Annotated in this window: 12 protein-coding genes; 8 read left to right on the top strand and 4 right to left on the bottom strand. The window is 35.4% G+C overall.

The window, feature by feature from the left end:
• Nucleotides 1-54: 54 nt before the first annotated feature.
• From KO502_RS10150 to KO502_RS10140, 3 genes are all read left to right on the top strand, one after another.
• Nucleotides 55-243, top strand: coding sequence for a hypothetical protein (locus tag KO502_RS10150; RefSeq protein ID WP_216022466.1), 189 nt, complete (start codon nt 55-57; stop codon nt 241-243).
• 94 nt (nt 244-337) lie between these two features.
• Nucleotides 338-586 carry a hypothetical protein gene (locus KO502_RS10145; RefSeq protein ID WP_216022465.1) on the top strand — a complete coding sequence of 83 codons (249 nt, stop codon included), beginning with the start codon at nt 338-340 and terminating at the stop codon, nt 584-586.
• Nucleotides 587-1,239: 653 nt separating this feature from the next.
• On the top strand, nt 1,240-4,461 hold the full coding sequence (locus tag KO502_RS10140; protein ID WP_216022464.1) for a response regulator: 3,222 nt from the start codon (nt 1,240-1,242) through the stop codon (nt 4,459-4,461).
• Nucleotides 4,462-4,559: 98 nt separating this feature from the next.
• Here KO502_RS10140 and KO502_RS10135 read toward each other — a convergent pair whose 3' ends face one another.
• Together KO502_RS10135 and rimO are read right to left on the bottom strand one after the other, a co-directional pair.
• The gene (locus KO502_RS10135) at nt 4,560-5,246 is read right to left on the bottom strand and encodes a MaoC family dehydratase (RefSeq protein WP_216022463.1); all 687 of its coding nucleotides are present in this window, start codon (nt 5,244-5,246) and stop codon (nt 4,560-4,562) included.
• A gap of 250 nt (nt 5,247-5,496) precedes the next feature.
• A complete protein-coding gene (gene rimO, locus KO502_RS10130) occupies nt 5,497-6,864 on the bottom strand; it encodes a 30S ribosomal protein S12 methylthiotransferase RimO (RefSeq protein ID WP_216022468.1) in 1,368 nt (455 codons plus the stop codon).
• Between the two features lie 476 nt (nt 6,865-7,340).
• Between rimO and KO502_RS17115 the strand changes: the two genes are divergently transcribed.
• A complete protein-coding gene (locus KO502_RS17115; protein ID WP_252730710.1) occupies nt 7,341-7,895 on the top strand; it encodes a PEP-CTERM sorting domain-containing protein in 555 nt (184 codons plus the stop codon).
• Nucleotides 7,896-8,226: 331 nt separating this feature from the next.
• Here KO502_RS17115 and KO502_RS10120 read toward each other — a convergent pair whose 3' ends face one another.
• Complete coding sequence (locus KO502_RS10120) at nt 8,227-9,171, bottom strand: nuclease-related domain-containing protein (protein WP_216022462.1); 945 nt, start codon at nt 9,169-9,171, stop codon at nt 8,227-8,229.
• Nucleotides 9,172-9,264: 93 nt separating this feature from the next.
• Between KO502_RS10120 and KO502_RS10115 the strand changes: the two genes are divergently transcribed.
• Nucleotides 9,265-9,441 carry a hypothetical protein gene (locus KO502_RS10115; protein ID WP_216022461.1) on the top strand — a complete coding sequence of 59 codons (177 nt, stop codon included), beginning with the start codon at nt 9,265-9,267 and terminating at the stop codon, nt 9,439-9,441.
• A 197-nt stretch (nt 9,442-9,638) separates the two neighbouring features.
• Here the strand turns inward: KO502_RS10115 and KO502_RS10110 are convergent, their stop codons facing one another.
• Nucleotides 9,639-10,301: an ANTAR domain-containing protein gene (locus KO502_RS10110; RefSeq protein ID WP_216022460.1), complete on the bottom strand. Its 663-nt coding sequence runs from the start codon at nt 10,299-10,301 to the stop codon at nt 9,639-9,641.
• An 812-nt stretch (nt 10,302-11,113) separates the two neighbouring features.
• Here KO502_RS10110 and KO502_RS10105 point away from each other — a divergent pair.
• The 3 genes from KO502_RS10105 (at nt 11,114) to KO502_RS10095 (ending at nt 19,629) form a co-directional block, all read left to right on the top strand.
• Nucleotides 11,114-13,309, top strand: a complete 2,196-nt coding sequence (locus tag KO502_RS10105; RefSeq protein WP_216022459.1) for a VCBS domain-containing protein — start codon at nt 11,114-11,116, stop codon at nt 13,307-13,309.
• A gap of 695 nt (nt 13,310-14,004) precedes the next feature.
• Nucleotides 14,005-17,232 carry a chondroitinase-B domain-containing protein gene (locus tag KO502_RS10100; RefSeq protein ID WP_216022458.1) on the top strand — a complete coding sequence of 1,076 codons (3,228 nt, stop codon included), beginning with the start codon at nt 14,005-14,007 and terminating at the stop codon, nt 17,230-17,232.
• A gap of 690 nt (nt 17,233-17,922) precedes the next feature.
• The gene (locus KO502_RS10095) at nt 17,923-19,629 is read left to right on the top strand and encodes a polysaccharide lyase family 7 protein (protein ID WP_289846783.1); all 1,707 of its coding nucleotides are present in this window, start codon (nt 17,923-17,925) and stop codon (nt 19,627-19,629) included.
• Nucleotides 19,630-19,799: the final 170 nt, after the last annotated feature.

Raw genomic sequence — 19,799 nt, 5'->3', positions numbered from 1 at the left:
GCACATCGAACATAGCTCTGAGTTGAGAAGAAATTTAATCAGATTGGTATAACTATGGATGATGATTTTAATGACGATGATGAAGTTGCTGCTTCTGAAGTAGCAGAAGAGTCGAACAGTAAAAAGGCAATGAGAAAACTAGCAAAACGCAGATACCTCGTACGAGAGAGGTTATATGCACTAAATGAAAAAATATACCTTGATAGGCAACTTAACTCGTTAAGTGATTATTGGGATATTTAATATTACGTAAATTAACTTTTCTACTGAAATATAAGCAACCGTTGAGGAAGTTTAAACGAGTATTTCAAGTAGTCGTGTATAAATAGGAACATCAATGAAAAAAATAATTTTATCTTTAGCTTTTTTAGCGCTAACTAGCAACGTTGCATACTGTGATGAAGGTGAGCCTGAATTGCAAAATGCTTCGACAGAAACATTAATGGAATTTTTAGAATACTGTAAAGATAATGCTGTTGAAGATGATATCAGCGCAGCAGAAATGAAAAAATACTTATTAGTTTGCATTAATGAAGAGCTCGAAGAAAGTTACTACAATACCATTACTGCTCTACCAATGGGGTGATAAATTTTTATTAAAACACCTATACCCGCTCCACTTGAAGATGCAGGATTCAGCTGGAATTAGAAACGCCTTTAGGTAAGGCATTGATTGTAGAGAATGGTTGTTCATTCTCAAAATCAATAACGCGGCATAAAGCGTTTCTAAACCAGCCCTTGGGGAAGACTGAGCAAATCATACCCTGCGTTACATTTCTTTTTAAGGGAACAACCCTTGATAAAAAAAGGTGCCTTGGTTATGAATCGCTCAGGCTTCCTGAAACGAGCATCTTCAAGTGGAACGGGTATATATATTTAACTTATATCAATAATCTAACAACGCTTCCTACCAGCTAAATTACGAGCGCCTAAATTATCACTTAAGAAACAATCAGATAACTAGGATCTGTTGTTCTTTCAGAGTAAAAAGGCGTTATCGTATATTCGTGTAAGCAGCTAGACGTCATATTTTCTATTTTGTCAGCTCTTAATGCAAAGAAAGCTAAGTTGCTGTAAAAGTAATCTCGAAATATTAATTAACAATAAATCTCTTAATTATTTGATTAGTTATTTGATTAATTAAGCATTTAAAGTCGACAATGAGCCTGATAATGTTACATTTTACTCTATAATATAAGCATAAAGATTAATTCATTATAAATTACGGTATTAAATTTGTTGTCATCTAAAACAGAAGAATCTCTAAAATCAAAGATAAGCTTATTAACGATATTATTTATCGTTATTTCAATCGCGTTTGTTCAATACATGATCACAGCTATTATGCCTTGGCTACAAACTATTTTCCCTAATATCAATGTTGTGCTTTTAAATTCATTTTTAATAAGTTTTTCATTATCCCCTATTGCTTATTTTCTTTTTAAAAGAAAAGTATCTATTGACAACTATAGTAAATCCAATATCCGCAATAAACTGTTAGTCTCCGCTGGTTTGCCACTTATTATTAGTATTTCTTTAATGTTGAGTATTGTTAATCAAAAACAAAATCAAATTAATGACCTTGAGTTAGCTCAACAAATCATTAATTTTGATGTGTTACTAGGAGACTTTGTTGATGCCTATAACGAAGAGTTAGTTCTAACTACTGATTATATTATTAATCCTATTAACCATAACAAGCAATCACTTATAGAAAAACGCAATCGCATTAACAAGATGATTGAGTTACTACAACAACGTATTGAGCAATATAAAATAGATGTTGGCAGATTCGATGTAAACTATTTAACGCAATTTAAAAACAAACTAAAATTAATTAGACATCAAGTAGATACACACCCGATCAAGCTCCCTTATTTAATCGATTATTTTATTGAAGTAAATAATGAAATAATCACTCGCTTATATAGTTTCTCTGAACAGATAACTAACAGTGAAATAGAAAAAAGACATTCAAATTATTTAACCATATTAAAACTTAAAACATTAAATAATATTTCTCATTTAATTTTAAATGCGACAGTCTCTTATGAAGCTTTAAATACTAATAAAATTGACATTCGTAGCTTTAAGAAAAAAATTAGAAATCAAAATAACCAAGAAAACATTTATTGGAATATTTTTAAATCAACACTTTCTGAAAATGATAAAGCTGAAGTATTAGAACAATTAAATGATGATGTTTTCAATAAAGTAGCACAAAGGCAAACCGCATTAGCTGAGCGAGAAACTGAATTACTGGTTGCTCAATTGAGTGTATATGTTGGTTATAATGGATTAATACACCAGTTTAAAAATGCCGTATTACGTGAGAGTAATCAATATCAAGTTGAGTTTTTAACGCTATATGGTGAAGTTAACCAAGTGATTTCTCGCTTAGCTGTGCTTAATCAATATAACGACAAAGCAATATACCACCTCAATAATTTTCGCTCCGTTATTCAAGAATATAAAACTAAATTACTGCAAATTGAAACATTGAGAAAGTCAGGTAAATCAGCATCGCAAATAGACAACATAATTGCCATTGATGATACCAAAGCTAACAAAGCAATAGAGTATTTAAATAATAGCCTTTGGGAGTTCGATCCTAACTATATGCTTGAGCTAATTAAGCAAAAGTCATTAATTATATATACTGTAGAAAAGTCGTTAAGCGACAAAGTCCAACAAACATTAGCCGATATTTTAGTAGGTAAACAACAAGAGTCTTACCTAACGGCGACAATAGCGCTGATATTAAGTTTATTTGTGGTTACATTACTTATCGTTATCAGCCGAAATATATCTGTTTCTTATCAAGAACGCATCATTGCCCTCAAAAAATCAGAAGAAGCAGCCAAAATGAAGTCTGAATTTTTGGCCAATATGAGTCATGAGATAAGAACCCCAATGAATGGTGTTCTCGGGATGCTAGGACTATTAAAAAATAGTGATTTAACAACGGAGCAAGCCCATAGAGTCAATGTTGCCAATTCAAGCGCTAATTCATTATTAACCTTAATTAATGACATTCTTGATTTTTCTAAAGTAGAAGCCGGTAAGCTTGAACTCGAATATATTGATTTTAATTTACGTGATTTACTCGGTGACTTTGCTGAATCTATCGCATTATCAGCACAAGATAAAAACATTGAAATAATTATTGATTCTACCGAAGTAAAACAGTCTTTAATTAAGTCAGATCCAGGCAGAATACGACAAATACTCACCAATATATTAAGTAATGCCATTAAGTTTACTGATGAAGGTGAAATACTTATCCAAGCTAAATTAGAGCCTTCGAGTAAAGATAATACTTTTATTTTTACCTGTAAAATTCAAGATACAGGCATAGGTATACCGGCTGAAAAAATCCCTCACTTGTTTGGAGCATTTAGTCAGGTTGATGCCTCAACAACCAGAAAATACGGTGGTACAGGTTTAGGTTTAAGTATTACTAAAAAGTTATGTAACTTACTCAATGGCGATATCACCGTGACGAGTACGCTAGGTGAAGGTAGCTGCTTTGAAGTAAACTTAATTGTTGAAAAAAGTAAATTATCAACCTTAGTTATTCCTGAAATAGACAGTTCAAAGTTACATGTTTTAATTGTTGATGATAATAAAACCAATCGTGAAGTATTACGTGGCCAATTAGAATGTTGGGGTATAACAGTAACGGAAGCTGAAAGCGGTGAACAAGGCTTAGCTCTTTGTAATGAACATTTCTCCACTTCAAGTTCAATTAAGTTTGATATTGCTTTATTAGATATGCAAATGCCTGAAATGACAGGTGAAACGTTAGCCCAAAAAATTAGAGAAAATACTGCTTTTGACAATATGAAATTAGTAATGATGACATCAATGGCAGAACGTGGTGATGCAAAACACTTTGCGGATATAGGCTTTAGCGCTTATTTTTCAAAGCCGACAACTACCACAGACTTATTTAATGCCTTAGCTGTTATCACAGAAGATGGGGAAGCGTTAAAACAAGCGTCTCCGTTAATTACTAAGCATTTTACTAAGTCACTCATTGCAGGAACAGATACCCTTCCCCAATGGCCAGAAGATACACGCGTATTACTTGTTGAAGACAATAGAGTAAATCAAATGGTAGCGCTGAGTGTATTAAAAAATATGGGGCTAACAGCTGATATTGCTGCTAATGGTATTGAGGCTTTAAAAAGTATAAAAGAAGCAAGCTTCGTTAAACCTTATACTGTCGTAATTATGGATTGCCAAATGCCAGAAATGGATGGTTACGAAGCTACCAAGAGAATTAGAGCTGGCGAAGCAGGAGCAGAAAATATAGCTATTCCTATTATCGCCATGACAGCAAATGCTATGCAAGGCGATAAAGAGAAATGTATTGAAGCTGGCATGAATGATTATTTATCAAAACCTATTGAACCAAGCAGCGTTATAACTAAACTTGCCTTATGGTTAAATCAGTAACATTTAATTTAATTAGAATGAAAGGCTCATTACGTTTTAGTTTTCCTTAATTCAATAACTTTTATCAGTTATTGAATGAGGGAAGTTAGATAGCTACATTAAAAATATAGGCGTAATACCGTTTCAGCCACACAAGCTAATCGTTTACTATTTTCAACTTCAATACTGACTTCATTCACTAATTCAATACTACGCTTCATTGGCTCAAGTTTAACCAGTTTAATACTAGCTCTAACACGAGTACCCGCCTTAACAGGATAAGGGAATCGTACCTGATTCAAGCCAAAGTTAATCACCATTTTAGCTTCAGGATAAGGGTTACTGTCTAAATCAACGGTATTTGTTAGCTTAGGAATTAATGATAACGTTAGAAAACCATGAGCAATGGTAGATTTAAAAGGAGACTCTTGTGCTGCACGGATAGGATCTGTGTGGATCCATTGTTTATCTCCGGTAACTTCAGCAAACTGATCTATACACTCTTGCTCTACGCAGTGCCATTCACCAATAAAAGTAACCGTATCTAACTTATCAAGTAAATTTTTATATGTTTTTTCTGCTTCAGGTATTTGAATTAATAACTCTTCACTCTTATGCTCTTCGGTATCAAGAGGATTGAATTGAGAGAACCAAGGGTTATTAAGGGTGTTCTTAAAAGGCATGGTGATTTTGTTATTGAACAAATCAGATAAGTTCTTAAACTTAGGCTCTAATTTAGCAATAAACTGCACATTTTGGTGTTGTAAGTTTCTTTTTTTCTCTCTAATAAATTCGATAACGTTCATATACTAGCCTTACCAATTCCTTGTTATTTATGCCTATTTTTTTGCTTCGTGACTTAGTTTTTTTTAATTTATTATGCCATAACGACATCAGGCGGCTTTTAATTCCACTACCCACCTAGTCAATTACGCTAAGTTAAATATAAATTAAAAGCTACTGAATATTGTTCATTATCCTTCATGAAAACCTTAATAAAAACCCTAATAAAATACACTTATTCAAGAACTAAATATAGGGGGTGAATAAACTAGATTAATCGTCTACTCTCACACCCCAAACATCATGCTCATCGGCATGAATAATTTGCACCCAAATTTGATCGCCAGGTTTAGCATCAAAATCATCTGACAAATACACTTTACCATCAACTTCTGGCGCGTCCATGTATGAACGACCCACAATACCAAGATCATTTATTTCATCAACCAAAATTAAGTATTCTTGACCTATACGCGCTTGTAATTTATCTGAGCTAATTTTAGCTTGCACAGCCATAAAACGTTGTAAGCGTTCTTCCATAACTTCAGGAGAAACGTGATCAGGTAAGTCATTAGCGGTAGCACCTTCAACAGGTGAATACTTAAAACAACCTACTCGGTCTAATTGTGCTTCTTCTAAAAAGTCTAATAACTCTTCAAACTCTTCTTCCGTTTCACCCGGGAAACCAACAATAAAGGTTGAACGAATAACTAATTCAGGACAAATTTCACGCCATTTTTTGATACGCTCTAACACGCGGTCTGAACTACCTGGACGTTTCATTAATTTAAGAATACGTTTATTGGCATGTTGAAATGGAATATCTAGGTAAGGAAGAATTTTTCCTTCAGCCATTAACGGAATGATCTTATCCACGTGTGGGTAAGGATAAACGTAATGTAAACGGATCCAAACGCCCTGCTTTGCTAACTCTTCACACAATTGTTGCATGTGAGTTTTAACAGGCATACCTTCCCAAAAATCGGTTTTGTGTTTTACATCAACACCATAAGCTGAAGTATCTTGCGAAATAACTAATAACTCTTTAACACCCGCTTTTACTAAACGTTGTGCTTCACCTAATACATCGCCAACAGGACGAGAGTCTAAATCACCGCGCATTGACGGAATAATACAAAAGGTACAACGGTGATTACAACCTTCAGATATTTTTAGATAAGCATAATGCTTAGGGGTTAATTTAACTCCTTGCGCTGGCACTAAATCAATAAACGGATTATGCACGGGTTTAGCTACATGTTTATGTACTTGTGTTAATACTTCATCATAAGCATGCGGGCCGGTTACTCCTAAAACATTGGGATGAAGCTCAACAATTTCATCTTTTTTAACACCCAAACAACCTGTTACCAATACTTTACCATTCGCTGCAAGTGCTTCACCGATAGTATCTAAAGACTCTTGCACTGCTGAGTCAATAAAGCCACAGGTATTCACAATAACAAGCTCGGCATCGTCATAACTGTTAGTAACATCGTAACCTTCAGTGCGAAGTTGCGTTAAAATACGCTCAGAATCAACTAAATTCTTCGGACACCCCAGACTTACAAAGCCTACCTTTGCAGCGTGATTTTTTTCATTAGTCGCTTTAACAACTTCGCTATGTTGCTCTGCAATCATTTTAGATGGAATGTCTAACGTCGTTGTTTGACTCTCGTTTGAGTTAGCACTTTTGGGGCTTGTTTTAGATGTTTGTGGCTTATCGTTAGGATTGTATTGCTCTACGTTCATAATGCGCTCTACTACTTTAAGTTAGTTCAGGCTAATTAAAGCTTCATAATGTGTGGTTTAACTGCTTTATCATTTACTTGGAGTAATTAGTAAGGCAGTTATTTAATGTGCGGAATTATACAGGAATGTTTGAGGTCGTGGTAGTGAATGAATTTGTTAAGTTAATGAAACAATATTAACAACTTATTATTATATGAGTGTCCAATTAATTTACACTTTCCAATATATGTTTTTATCGCCACAACCTAAGTAACTTAAAATATTACAATATAATTTTCTGGCTCATTTTTTGCTTTATGAAATTTACAATTATAACTAAATACTATTCTTTCTTTGAGTGAGAATGTAGTACAAAGGAATTCAATATGAATATAAAAATGTTAAAAGCAGCTTTTGCTGGTTTAGTTTTATCTGCAAGTAGTTTTGCCAATGCTGGATTGATCGGCGACACTATAGATTGGCAATATTATTACAACGGTTCTGCATACACTTACTTAGGAAGCCCTGGTTCATTTGTGGCAGGGAGTACAACAGATGATTTTGGAAGTTATTTTACAATCAGTGCAAACGATACACAGATATCCTTTGATTACTTCATTGCAGGAACTACCTCGTGGAGTCATGGTTCATCTTCAAGCACTACAAATGGGATGAACATACAGAACGGAATTGAGCTTTTTAATATAGACTCATTACTATCAAATATATCACTTAATAGTGCAACCAATATGAGTGGTTTTACTATGACAAACATAGACTTTACTACTAATGCAATCGCTATTGACTGGGCCGGTTTGGAGTTTGACTCTAACACGCGTGTAGTTTTGGATATAAATACGACGGAAGTCCCAGAGCCATCTACTTTAGCCATCTTCGCATTAGGCCTTATGGGTCTAGCATCTCGTACATTCAAAAAATAGTAACCTAACCGTTCACTATTAAACAAAGCACCACTTTTCTTTAATAAGTAAATGGTGCTTTTTTATCGCCTCTAATTTAACGTCATCAACCTAATCGGTTGCTCAAACCATTCTATCGACATTGACGCGTGCCTTTTGTTATTGATTCAATAAGGCGCAACATGAAACCACCCACTTACAAAGTTCGACTATCGAACTATTGTTGATTACCTAAATTGATGCCAGTATTAGCCAAACACAGCAATTATCAGCACTGACTCATACCTTCAAATAAAAAGAAATGTTATAACTACATACACTAATCGAGTGATAGACAATAAAGCGACTGTTGCTATATTAGTGTTGCACTTAGCTCGCAATCACCACAGTTAAGCGTATAAGTCTCTTTCTTTTTAGATACTTTAGTGTTTTTGCTGCCACAACTAACACAAGGCATTTTCATTGTTGTATTCGTTTCACACTTATTACATTTAATGAAATAACCATAACGACCATATTGAGCAGTGTAATCAGACTTTTCGCCGCACGATTTACATTGCAGTAAAGAATCGGTAACTAGTTTAGGTTTATCAACTAGCTCTTCTTTATTAACTATTTTCTTATCCTTGCTTTCAATTGCGCTAGCGTTGTCGTCATTTAATTGATTCATCAAAAACGATGTTATAGATTTTAATTCTTCTTCACTAAAATCAGGCCGAGTATCAATTGATAGTACTTTAAATATATTGGTCTTAAGGTTCATTACCTTTTCAATTGTTTCAACAAGGAATTCAGTCTTAACTAGTTGCTTCGACACTCCTTTAGGCATGGAGTCTCGGTCAACAACTGCATTACTTGAAACGGCACAAAGGTTATCCCAACATCTAAATCGAAATGACTGCTGCTTAAGACCTAATAATTTACTTAAAATAATCTCTCTATTCTCATGAAGTAATTCTTTAAGTAGTTTTTGTTGCAATTCAACCTGTTTAATTGGTGATGCCATGCCCGACCAGTTATTGTTATAGCTTCTAGTCCACTCACCCAGGCCATTAACCTTTACTTCGCCTGTGATACTTTTGGATTCAATTAATATAAAACCGAATGTATAAACAATTAAATGGTCTATCTGAGCCGTTTCATCGTTATGAGTAAACTTGAAATCATTAATGACATACACTTCTTTGTGGTCTTTGAAAGCACGCCTCAAGAAAAAGGCAACATCTTGCTCTTGTTTTTGCCCTGCTTTAGCTGTTGGTGAAACAGTATTTTGAAGTGTTTTATCTTTTAGAATCATACAACAACGTCATCCATGGTTTAATAATTAATGTCATCATACCGTAAATAATTGTCATTACTAAAGGTTTATTACTTGCCACAAGTATTGTATATGAAGATAAACACTACTTTTAAAAAAACACCTACTTTTCTTGGCTTTACTAATGTAATAGGCGTGTTTTGCATTGTTAATAAGGATGGTATTAAAGAACGTTTTTTATTGATGAACATAAACAAAGTGGCGGTATTAGAACAACAGACAGTTTTCATCAAACTTGCTGAGCATTAATAGTTTTCTAGTTTTAAAGATGAAGGTGAGGATGAAACCTAAGCGCGCTAAGAGTTAGTTGAGCAAAGTGTTGAAATTAGGATTATTCGAATTTATTCGTAGATTTAGTGGCTTACCGTTTAAAAGACCGTAAGGCAAGCCTTAATTTTAGTGCTATTAAGCGTAATACTAACGTTTAAACTTAAACAGCTCTGCGGTTAATAACTCGTTTTAGTGTCTGATAGTAACTGACATACGTCGATGATATTTTTTGCAACTATCGCCAAAGAGCAACCTTGATCCATTGCCATTTTCCTAAGGTTTTTATACGCTTCATTTTCAGTAATATGCTTTTGCTCCATAATTAATCCCTTTGCTCGTTCAATATATTTTCTACTTTCAAGCTGAGTTTTGGTTGCTTTAAGTTCGTTTCGTAAAGACTGAACAGCTTTAAATCGCTCATTAGCTACTGAAATTATACTTTGTAATCGTTGCGGCAAGATTTCATTAACTACGTAAGCACTAACGCCCGACTTGATTGCGTTTTCAATCACGGTAGGAGAGTCATATTCAGCAAAGATAATAATAGGTAAAGGTAGCAACTTATTTATTTCTGCAAGTTCCTTTAACATTGCACCACTAGGTAAATCTGTGGCTATAACCAAAACAGTTGGGTTAAATATATCTATTTGTTCAATAATATTATCGTGAAAAGAAGCATGTTTTGTTACCTGGTAACCAAAATCTGACAATGCTTTTTTTAACATGGAAGTCGATTGCGGCACTTCTTCAATTAGCAATACGGTAATGTGACTATTCACCGATGGTGCTTTTATTGTATCAATCATTTGCATTGTTGCTGTGTTTTCAAGGCTAATCATGTCGCCAACCTAAGTAGTTATTTTTAATCAATTGACGAGTATTAGTACAAAATCCACACCAACTTTATTAAAATAATAAAAATCAATCACTTACATAAAACCCGAAGTATGCCTTAATAAATTTAGCACCATATTATTGCACCAACATAGCAAAACTTCTTTATAGATGCACAACGGTAAACTTCATTTAAATATCAACAGCGATAGTTAACATAACTCGGTTTAAGATATTCATACCCTCAAGTGTTTCTTACCAAATATTATCTTTAATTAATAAAAATATAACGTACAGCATAATAAGCAATTACCACCCGAGCACTAACATGCTTATTAACTCTTTTAAATACTTTATAAATAATCTTAAATCTGCTTATACACTTTATAAATACTTAAAGTGTTACTGAGCAATGGTAAATAGGTATAAAAAATTGGTTAACAACAACAAAAACAGTACAAGATGTGACTTATCTAAGCCTATATTTTAAAAAAGAAAACACAAAATCATTACAACTTACAAGGTACTTTAACAGCTTAATTAAGATAAGTTTAAAACCAATAATATGTATAGATACATTTAAAACCTCACTAAAAAATAGGTTTAAATGTAAAGTAAGTTCTGTTATAACTATACCAATTGATGTTACCAACAAGGGGAATCTTGGTAATACCAATAAAGATGTTTGGCAATATAAAACACATGATTTTCAATTTTTTGTGTTACAAAATAGATAGAAAAATAACTTTAATAATATTGATAGTCTATTCAAAAAACAAACAGTACAAAGAACTATTACAATACTAGGAATATAAAAATGATGAATAAAAGCCTAATTACTATTGCTTTAGCGCTAAGCTTAACCGCATGTGGCAGCAGCGATGAAGACAATCAAAGCCTTAAAGACAAGGTTGAACAAATTATTGAAGATCACGGTACTGTTGTACTTTGTCCAATAAAATCAGAGTTATCTTTTTCTGGCGCTATAGCGACAGCACAACAAGATGCTAACAATTCTAGTAATGCCATAGATGGAGATATTGCAACTCGCTGGTCTGCCGAATCACTTCCTCTTGAAACCGCTACAGCTGATGCTGACGGTAAATTTGCAGAAGGCAGCACAAATCGCGCAGGCGAATCTCTTACAATTAAGTTAGATGAAGTTTCTACAATTAGTGCATTAAAACTATCGTGGAACAAATCTGACGAACGTACAACTGCATACTCTGTTTCAACTTCTTTAGATAATGAAAACTGGACAGAGGTATTAGCAGAAACATCAACCGAAGAAGGCAGCGTAAACGGCGAATTTGAAACGGTTGAAATTGATGAGTCAATAGGTCAATACGTACGTATTACCGCTTACGGTAACAGCGCTCTTAGTGGTTGGAACAGTTTAGATGAAGCTATTGTTAGAGGCTGTACCAGTGAAGAAGTTAGCATTGCAGAAAACGTACCTGCAACATTTTTTGGTGAGAGTGAAGGCGCAATAGATAGCGATCAAGATTCTATTGCCGGTTCATTACTTATATCAGATCTTGATGGTGATACTTTCGTAGCTCAAACTGATGTTACAGGCACAGGTGGTTACGGTGACTTTACTATCGATACTGCAGGCCTCTGGACATATACTTTAGCTGATATTTCAGCAGTTACAGACTTAGCTGAAGATGCTGAACTTATTGACACTTTAGAAGTAACGTCTACTGATGGTGAAGAAGTTACACTTACCGTAACAATTACCGGTGCAGAAGTAGAGGATGAAACTGGTGGCGAGACTGGTAATTCAACAATGAACGTTGTTCAAATAAGCGATACTACTGGTGATACTGGTGAATTAAGACTCAAATTGGCAGATATGATTGATGGTTGGTCTGACCCATTACCAAACGGTAAAATAACTACCTCATTCTATATGCCTGCTGGTGAAATGACGGAAGGTGCATACGTAGGTATATACGAAGGCTCTGTAAGTAACTCTAAAGCTGTTGCACGACTTGAAGTAAAATCAACTCAAATTCAAATGCGTGATGAAGACGAGTTTACTAAAGTTGATTACAGCCGAGACACTTGGTATGACGTGTCTATTGCATGGGATGCAACTGACATTACAGTAACTATTGGTGATAATGATCCGGTAACTTACACTCAAACAATAAACTCTGCAGGGTTCAAAGCTGTTGATTATATTTCATTACAATATGGTGCTAATTCATCAACACAAGATATTTCAGTATTGTTTGGTGACATAACACTTTATGATGATACTGCTGGCACGTCAGAGTTATTATCTACTAATTGGAATGATTACACTGTAGGTGCTTCACTTGATCCTGCTCCAGCGGGAACATCTGTTACAGATTTTGAAGGAAACTTCCATAGTAATAGTGAAGAAGCAGTTATTATCGAAGTTGAATCTACTGAAGCTGGTGGCGCTGACGCTAATTTACAAGCGGCTAAAATTGTAGATACATTAACAAGTGATGCAGGTGAATTAAGATACAAGTTAAGTGATAGCGATGTATTAACAGAAGGTTCTTTAACAACCTCAATTTATATTGAAGCTGGCAAAAATAAATCGGCTTATATTGGTTTATTTGGTAGCAGCACATCAACAAGTGATGCAATAGTTGATCTTAATATTGGTTCATCTAGCATAAAAAGTCGTGATGGAGTAATGACAGAAGTTGACTATGATACTGACACTTGGATTCCTGTTGAGTTGTCATGGACAGCAACAGAAATCACTGTAAAAATTGGTGATAATGATGCTGAAACATATACACCAACTAATAATGCAGGCGACGCTCCTATCCAAACTTTTATCTTTAAGTTAGGTGATAACGGTAATGTAGAGCCAGGCGCATATTACGTTGATGATATTGTAATTTCTGATGCAACAGGTTCTGAAGTATTCGCAGATGACTTTGAAAGCTACGCTGCTGATAGTTCAATAGCAGAAGACCCGTACAATGGTAGCTCTAACGAAGTAACCGCATCTGCTAGACCATAACGAAGGAAAGAGTGTTAGATTACAACACTCGACCTAATGTTAATCGAGTAAAAAACCAACCTTCGGGTTTAATGCCGCTCACTTAAGGTGAGCGGCATTTTTATTTAATCCAGAAAAAAGAGTCTGTACGTTATAAATAAGTAACAAATATCGAGGCAAACTGTATCGATACTCTCACAACAAGTAAGCGAATTTGACATTCCTTACAATCATATTGTTAACCGTATTGTCTACCTAAGAAGCTTTACCAACTTTTTTGGGTCTGTCATCAGGTAATACTACAAAAATACAGAAACCAACGCCTCCTAAAGCAAATTATTAATTTAAATTCACAACATGTTTGCACTTAGAGCGCTCCTCCACACCAACACTACAACCAATCAAACATAAAAACACAAACCAATATTACCAATTGGTAACAACGCAAAACCAAATTAACACTGTAACCCGTTGTAATATTAGCTCAAATACTTTATAAGTTAATTGGGGTAGACTAGGTTTTCGCCTATAAACCAACCACCCTTGCAACAAACCTTAATTAAAAAGGATTTATTTGTATTACCAAATAAAATAAAGGTAATGCCAATAAACCCAGTTCACTACTGTGTTACAAAAAATATAAGTAATTAGTACACGGTAAGGTGTTGCACAAAATAACAACAAAAAATAATAATTACACAATTAGGAATATAATTATGAAAAACAATCTAATTACACTAGCACTTGCTGTAGCGCTTAGTGCTTGTGGAAGCGACGGCTCTGATAATAATGAAGGTAACGATGGCGGCAATAATAGCGACGGTGGTACAACTGTCAACACACCAGCGGTTATCTCTGGTACATCAACTGCTTCAATCTCAACATCTTCAACAGAAACATCAAATAATGTCAGCGTAACAGACGTTGATGCCGGCGAAGCTGAGTTTGTTACTCAAACTGATGCAGATACAACTTACGGAATTTTTTCAATTACAGCTACAGGTGGATGGAGTTATTCATTAGATACTGCAAATGCATCAGTGATTGCACTTACAGATCCAAGTGACACTTTAACAGATACAATAGCAATAGAATCAGCTGATGGTACCCCTTCAACAATAGTAATAACTATCACAGGTGTTGCCTCTACATCAACAGAGTCTAACGCTAGCTTCTACTCTGGCCGAGATGCAGAGTTATCAAGCACGACAAATGGCACTTACAGTCAAAATTTTTATATGAATGATGATGATGCTGGTGAAGAAGGTGTTCAATCACAAACTAATGTAGCAACAACTTATGGTACCTTTTCAATTGCCACAGATGATGGTGATCATACTTGGGAATATACCCTCGACAATGACAATGCTGCTGTACAAGCATTAACTGAAGGTTCAGATCCTTTAGTCGATATTATTCCTATTTTATCCATTGATGGTACAGAATCAGAAGTCACTATAACTATTACCGGCCCTGTAACTGTTGACACAACAATGTTAGAGGGTGGTGATACTGTACCAACCATAAGCTGTACACAAACTGTTAGTTCTATTTTAGCATTAGAAGATGCAACTGATGATTTAGAAGCTGGTGATACTTTATGTTTAGAAGACGGTAATTACACTGGTCCGCTTGAATTACGTATTGAAGGTATAGGTACTAAAGAAGCGCCAATTACCGTTGCAGCACAAACCGCTAGTGGTGTTGTTATTTCTGGTGGCGAATCTTCAATCAGAATGGGCGGTGAATACATTATTGTACAAGGCTTTGTATTACGCGATGGTCAATCCGGTAGCTCTATTATTAAGTTCGAACAAGAAGAAGTATGTAATTATTGTCGTATAACTGAAGTATCACTTATTGATATGGATGGTGGCGATTTTGGTAGTTCTAAATGGGTTGAATTTGAAGGCCACCATAACCGTGTCGATCATAGTTATTTCTCTGGTAAAGAATCTCGCGGTGCGTTAATGGTATTTGGTCGTTGGACATCTGAAGAAGACTTTAATGCCAACGGCTACCCTGCTGAATACTCATTAATAGATCATAACTACTTTGGTAACCGTGCGCCGGCATGGGGTCGTGGTTATGCTGGCTCAAGTGACAACGAATATGAGGGAATACGTCTTGGTTTAAGTACCACACATTCCGCGCCTTCATATACAACAGTCGAAAATAACTACTTTGAACGTATTCAAGGTGAAGCTGAGATTATTTCGAATAAGTCAGCTAACAATGTTATTCGTAACAACACAATACGTGATAGTAACGGTTCAATTGTAACACGTCATGGTGAAGGTGCAGATATTAGCAATAACTTTATCTTTGGTGATGACAACCCGTTCGCTGGCGGTATCCGCTTGGTAGATGGTGAACATACAGTAACTAACAACTACATTGAAGGTGCTCGTTTCCAAAACTCAAACTGGAACGGCGGTATTGTATTAACCACAGGTGATGGCTCAGGCGACACTGAAAACGGTTATCAAAATGTTGAAAACGTGCTCGTTGCTAACAACACTATTGTTGATAGTGTAAACAGTTTAAACGTGGCAGGCGGTAGAGAAAATCAAGCACCTTCAGGTGTTTACTTAGTAAACAATATCGTTGCTGATGCCATTGGTCCGGTAATTCGTACTAACGATGAAAATATGCCATCAGGTACTTATGACGGTAACTATGTTTATGGCCAGTCACTATCTGATGATGGCGCAACAACCGTTCCTGGTTTTTCTTTGGTTGATGCTATGTTAGAAAAAGGCAGTGATGGTTTATATCGTCCAGGCTCATCTAGCCCATCATTAGTTGCAGCTGTTGTTGATACCGGCGATTTTGACTTACCTAATATTGATATGGATGGGCAAGCCCGCTCAACGTCAACAACGTCAGGTGCTGATGAAACATCTGCTGATACTATTGCATTACAACCATTAACTGCTGCCGATGTAGGCCCTACAGTTAAACCTGCACCAGGTAAAATTTATGTGCAAAGAGTTGAAATTGCTAACCATGATTTTGACAGCGGTGATTTAACTGGTTGGATAAATAATGGTGGGAGTATTGTTACAACAGCTACAGCCTCTGATGATGTTTTCTCTCGCGGTAATTCATTAAAAATAGATAGTAACGCAGGTGACGTAAAACAAACTGTGACTGTTACAGCAAATACTAATTACACTTTATCAGCCTTTATGAAAGGCACAGCTAAATTAGCTGTGGAAGTTGATGGGCAAGTATATGCGGCTGAGCGTGACTCTGATAGTTATGGATTTAGCTCGGTAACTTTTAATTCAGGTAATGCGAGTTCAGCTACTATCACAGCAATGGTTGATAATTTTATCGCTAACGAAGCTACAATAGAGAACGCTAGATTCGATAGTAAGCAATCAAGTTGGACGGTTGTTGAAGGCTCGGGAATAGGTCAGGTACAAGATTCTGATAACTCGTCTACGTCTACAAATGGCTCTATAAAATTTACTTATAATACCGGTGATACTGGAACACCTCATGATCCGTATATTGCGCAAACAGTTACTGTTGTACCAAATACAGATTACACTTTGTCAATGTATCAATTATTAAAAAGCTCACATACTGGATCAAATATTGAGTTTGGCGTCTTTACTGAAGATTCAACGACTCCTTTAGCTGACGCAAGTATCATACAAGAAAAACTGTCTGTATATTCTGAGTTAGTTTCTGCTGGTGCAAATGAACTAGATGATGATTTCTTACAAGATACCCTTTCGTTTAATACTGGTAGTAACACCTCTGTAACTATCTTTGCCCAATACCAGACAAGTACTGGTGACGAAATTCGCGTAGATGATTTCCAGCTAAGTTACGATGGCGCACCTGTCGATGGTACTGAAGCATTCTTCGATAGTATTCGTTTAGTATCTCACCCATTATCAGAAGCTGAATCTGTGGCATCTGGTGGCTAATATTTAAAAGTATTGTGTTAGTTTTCTAACAAGTAAGAATCAAAAGGAGCTATTTAGCTCCTTTTTTATGCCTGAAAATACTTTTATTAAGTGAATAACTAAATATCTTTTTTATTTTTAACCCTGTAATACCGAATAACACAATTGAACTACCAATTTAAAGACATATAAAACCAATTCAAGAAAATATATATAACCAAAAATAATAACCCAAAATATTTATTAAAAACAGGATTATTGATATTTTTAACACTTAAAAATATCAAAAAAAACAATCACAAAAAAAACACAAGCAATTGATAGTAAATAAAATAATAAAAAAAACAAAAACATATAACAACTATTTTACACATAATATTTAATCCAAAAAACGAAAATATTAGAGTTAAAACTCCATTAAAAAAATGTAAAACTAATGTAATAAATCATTGTAATACTCATGCAGATGTCATATAAAAAGGATTATAAATATACGGACTTATTTATAACCAATAAAAAAACAACGTTTTGGTCAACTAAAGCAAGTAAAAATGGTAATACCAAAAATAAAAATAAAGTCCGCAATGCAGTGGGTATATCAATACTCTCTATTGTTCAAATAAATCGGCACTGTGAATAATAATAAAAACGCACAGACAAAGGTCGATAGAACAGATTGTAAGGACCAATACAAATACATTAGGAATTACAATGAATACAAAATTAACTTACACCGCAGCAATTATTGCCGCATCTCTATCAATGAGTTCAATCTCTGCTCATGCAGCATCTGTATCAATTAACAACGCAGGTTTTGAAAATAGCTTTGATGGTTGGTCAGATACTGATCCATCAGCAATTTCTAGCGATGAGCATTCAGGCTCTAAAGCGGCTAAAATTACTGGCTCTGCTGGTGCGTTTGAACAAACGGTTAGTGTTGAAGCGAATACAAATTACACATTAAGTGCTTATATTGAAGGTGCTGGTGAAATTGGCGTTATCGTTAACGGCAGCACTACTTCTACAACAGGTAACAGTGAAGATTACGAGCAAGTTTCAGTATCGTTTAACTCAGGCTCTGCAACATCAATTACTATCTTTGGTGCCTACGGTGGCGATGAAGGTCGTTTTGATGACTTCACCTTAGATTCAACAGGTACAGTTACACCAACACCTACCCCGACGCCAACCCCTACACCTGTTCAAATTAGTGTTTCAGCAAGTACAGATGATGGTAATGGCGCAGAAAACACAATTGATAGCGATTTAGATACACGTTGGTCTGCAAACGGTAACGGTCAGTGGTTAAGTTTAGATTTAGGCTCTGAGCAAGAATTGTCAGGTGTTGATATTGCATTTTACAAAGGCTCTGATCGTAGCAGCGATTTTGAAATTGAAGTTAGTACTGATAACAGCAACTGGGTACAAGCAGTTAGCTTAACTGCAAGCTCTGGTGGTAGTATTGGTCTTGAGCGTTTTGATTTTAATCAAACTCTTGATGCAAGATATGTACGTTACACAGGCTACGGTAACTCATCAAACACTTGGAACAGTGTAACTGAGTTCGCCGCTATTAGTGGTACAGTTACTCCAACACCGACACCAACGGTAACTCCTACTCCAACACCAACGCCCACACCAACGCCGACTCCAACACCTACGCCAACTCCTGTAGGTAATGCTGATGCGCCGTCTGACTTAATGGAAAACTTCGACCAATGGAAAATGACTTTCCCTGATGGCGAAGAAGAAAAACAACTAGAAGGTGTAACAAACGAATATTTCTACGTAAATGAAGATAAAACAGGCATTGTTTTCTTTGCACCAGTAAGAAGCTCTAATGGTACAACGCCAAACTCTAGTTACATTCGTTCAGAACTTCGTGAACGTACTGCCGATGGTAACTCAGATATCTACTGGACTACAGACGGTACTCACGTTGTTTACTCTAAGCAAGCTATTACTCATCTACCTATTGTTAAATCACACCTAGTTGCAACACAAATTCATGGTGATAAAGAAGCTGGAATTGATGATGCCCTAGTATTAAGACTTGAAGATGAACATTTATTTCTTAGCTTTAATGGTGGCAAACTTAGAGATGATGTAACGGTTAAAACTGATTACACTTTAGGCACTGTACATGAGGTAATGTTTGAAGTCATCGACGGCAAACACTACGTATACTACAGTGAAGATGGTAACCTTAAAAATGCTTACGCTAACGGTAATGCCTCACAATACTTAGTTAAAGACGGTTCAAATAACCATGTAATGGACCTTAACTATGATCAGTCTTACTTTAAAGTAGGTAACTACACACAAAGTAATGCTGAAAAAGAAGGCGATTATACTGATGATGAAGATAACTACGGTGAAGTAGTTGTGTATGACTTCTTTGTTAAGCATGAAGATTAATGGCTTAATTATTAATCAGAGTATTTTCAACAATACTTAATATTAAAAAAGCCTGAGCATGCTCAGGCTTTTTTAATTTTACATTTAGATAATGCTTATACCAATTTGATTAAATTTCTTCCCAACTCAGAACTATGCCCGATGTGCAATAACAAGGCGAATTTGTTTAG

The sequence above is a fragment of the Colwellia sp. E2M01 genome (assembly GCF_018860585.1).
In the GTDB taxonomy this organism is placed as follows: Bacteria; Pseudomonadota; Gammaproteobacteria; order Enterobacterales; family Alteromonadaceae; genus Colwellia.
The sequence above is the reverse complement of the archived record's forward strand: the minus strand, read 5'-3'. Positions and strand labels throughout refer to the sequence as shown.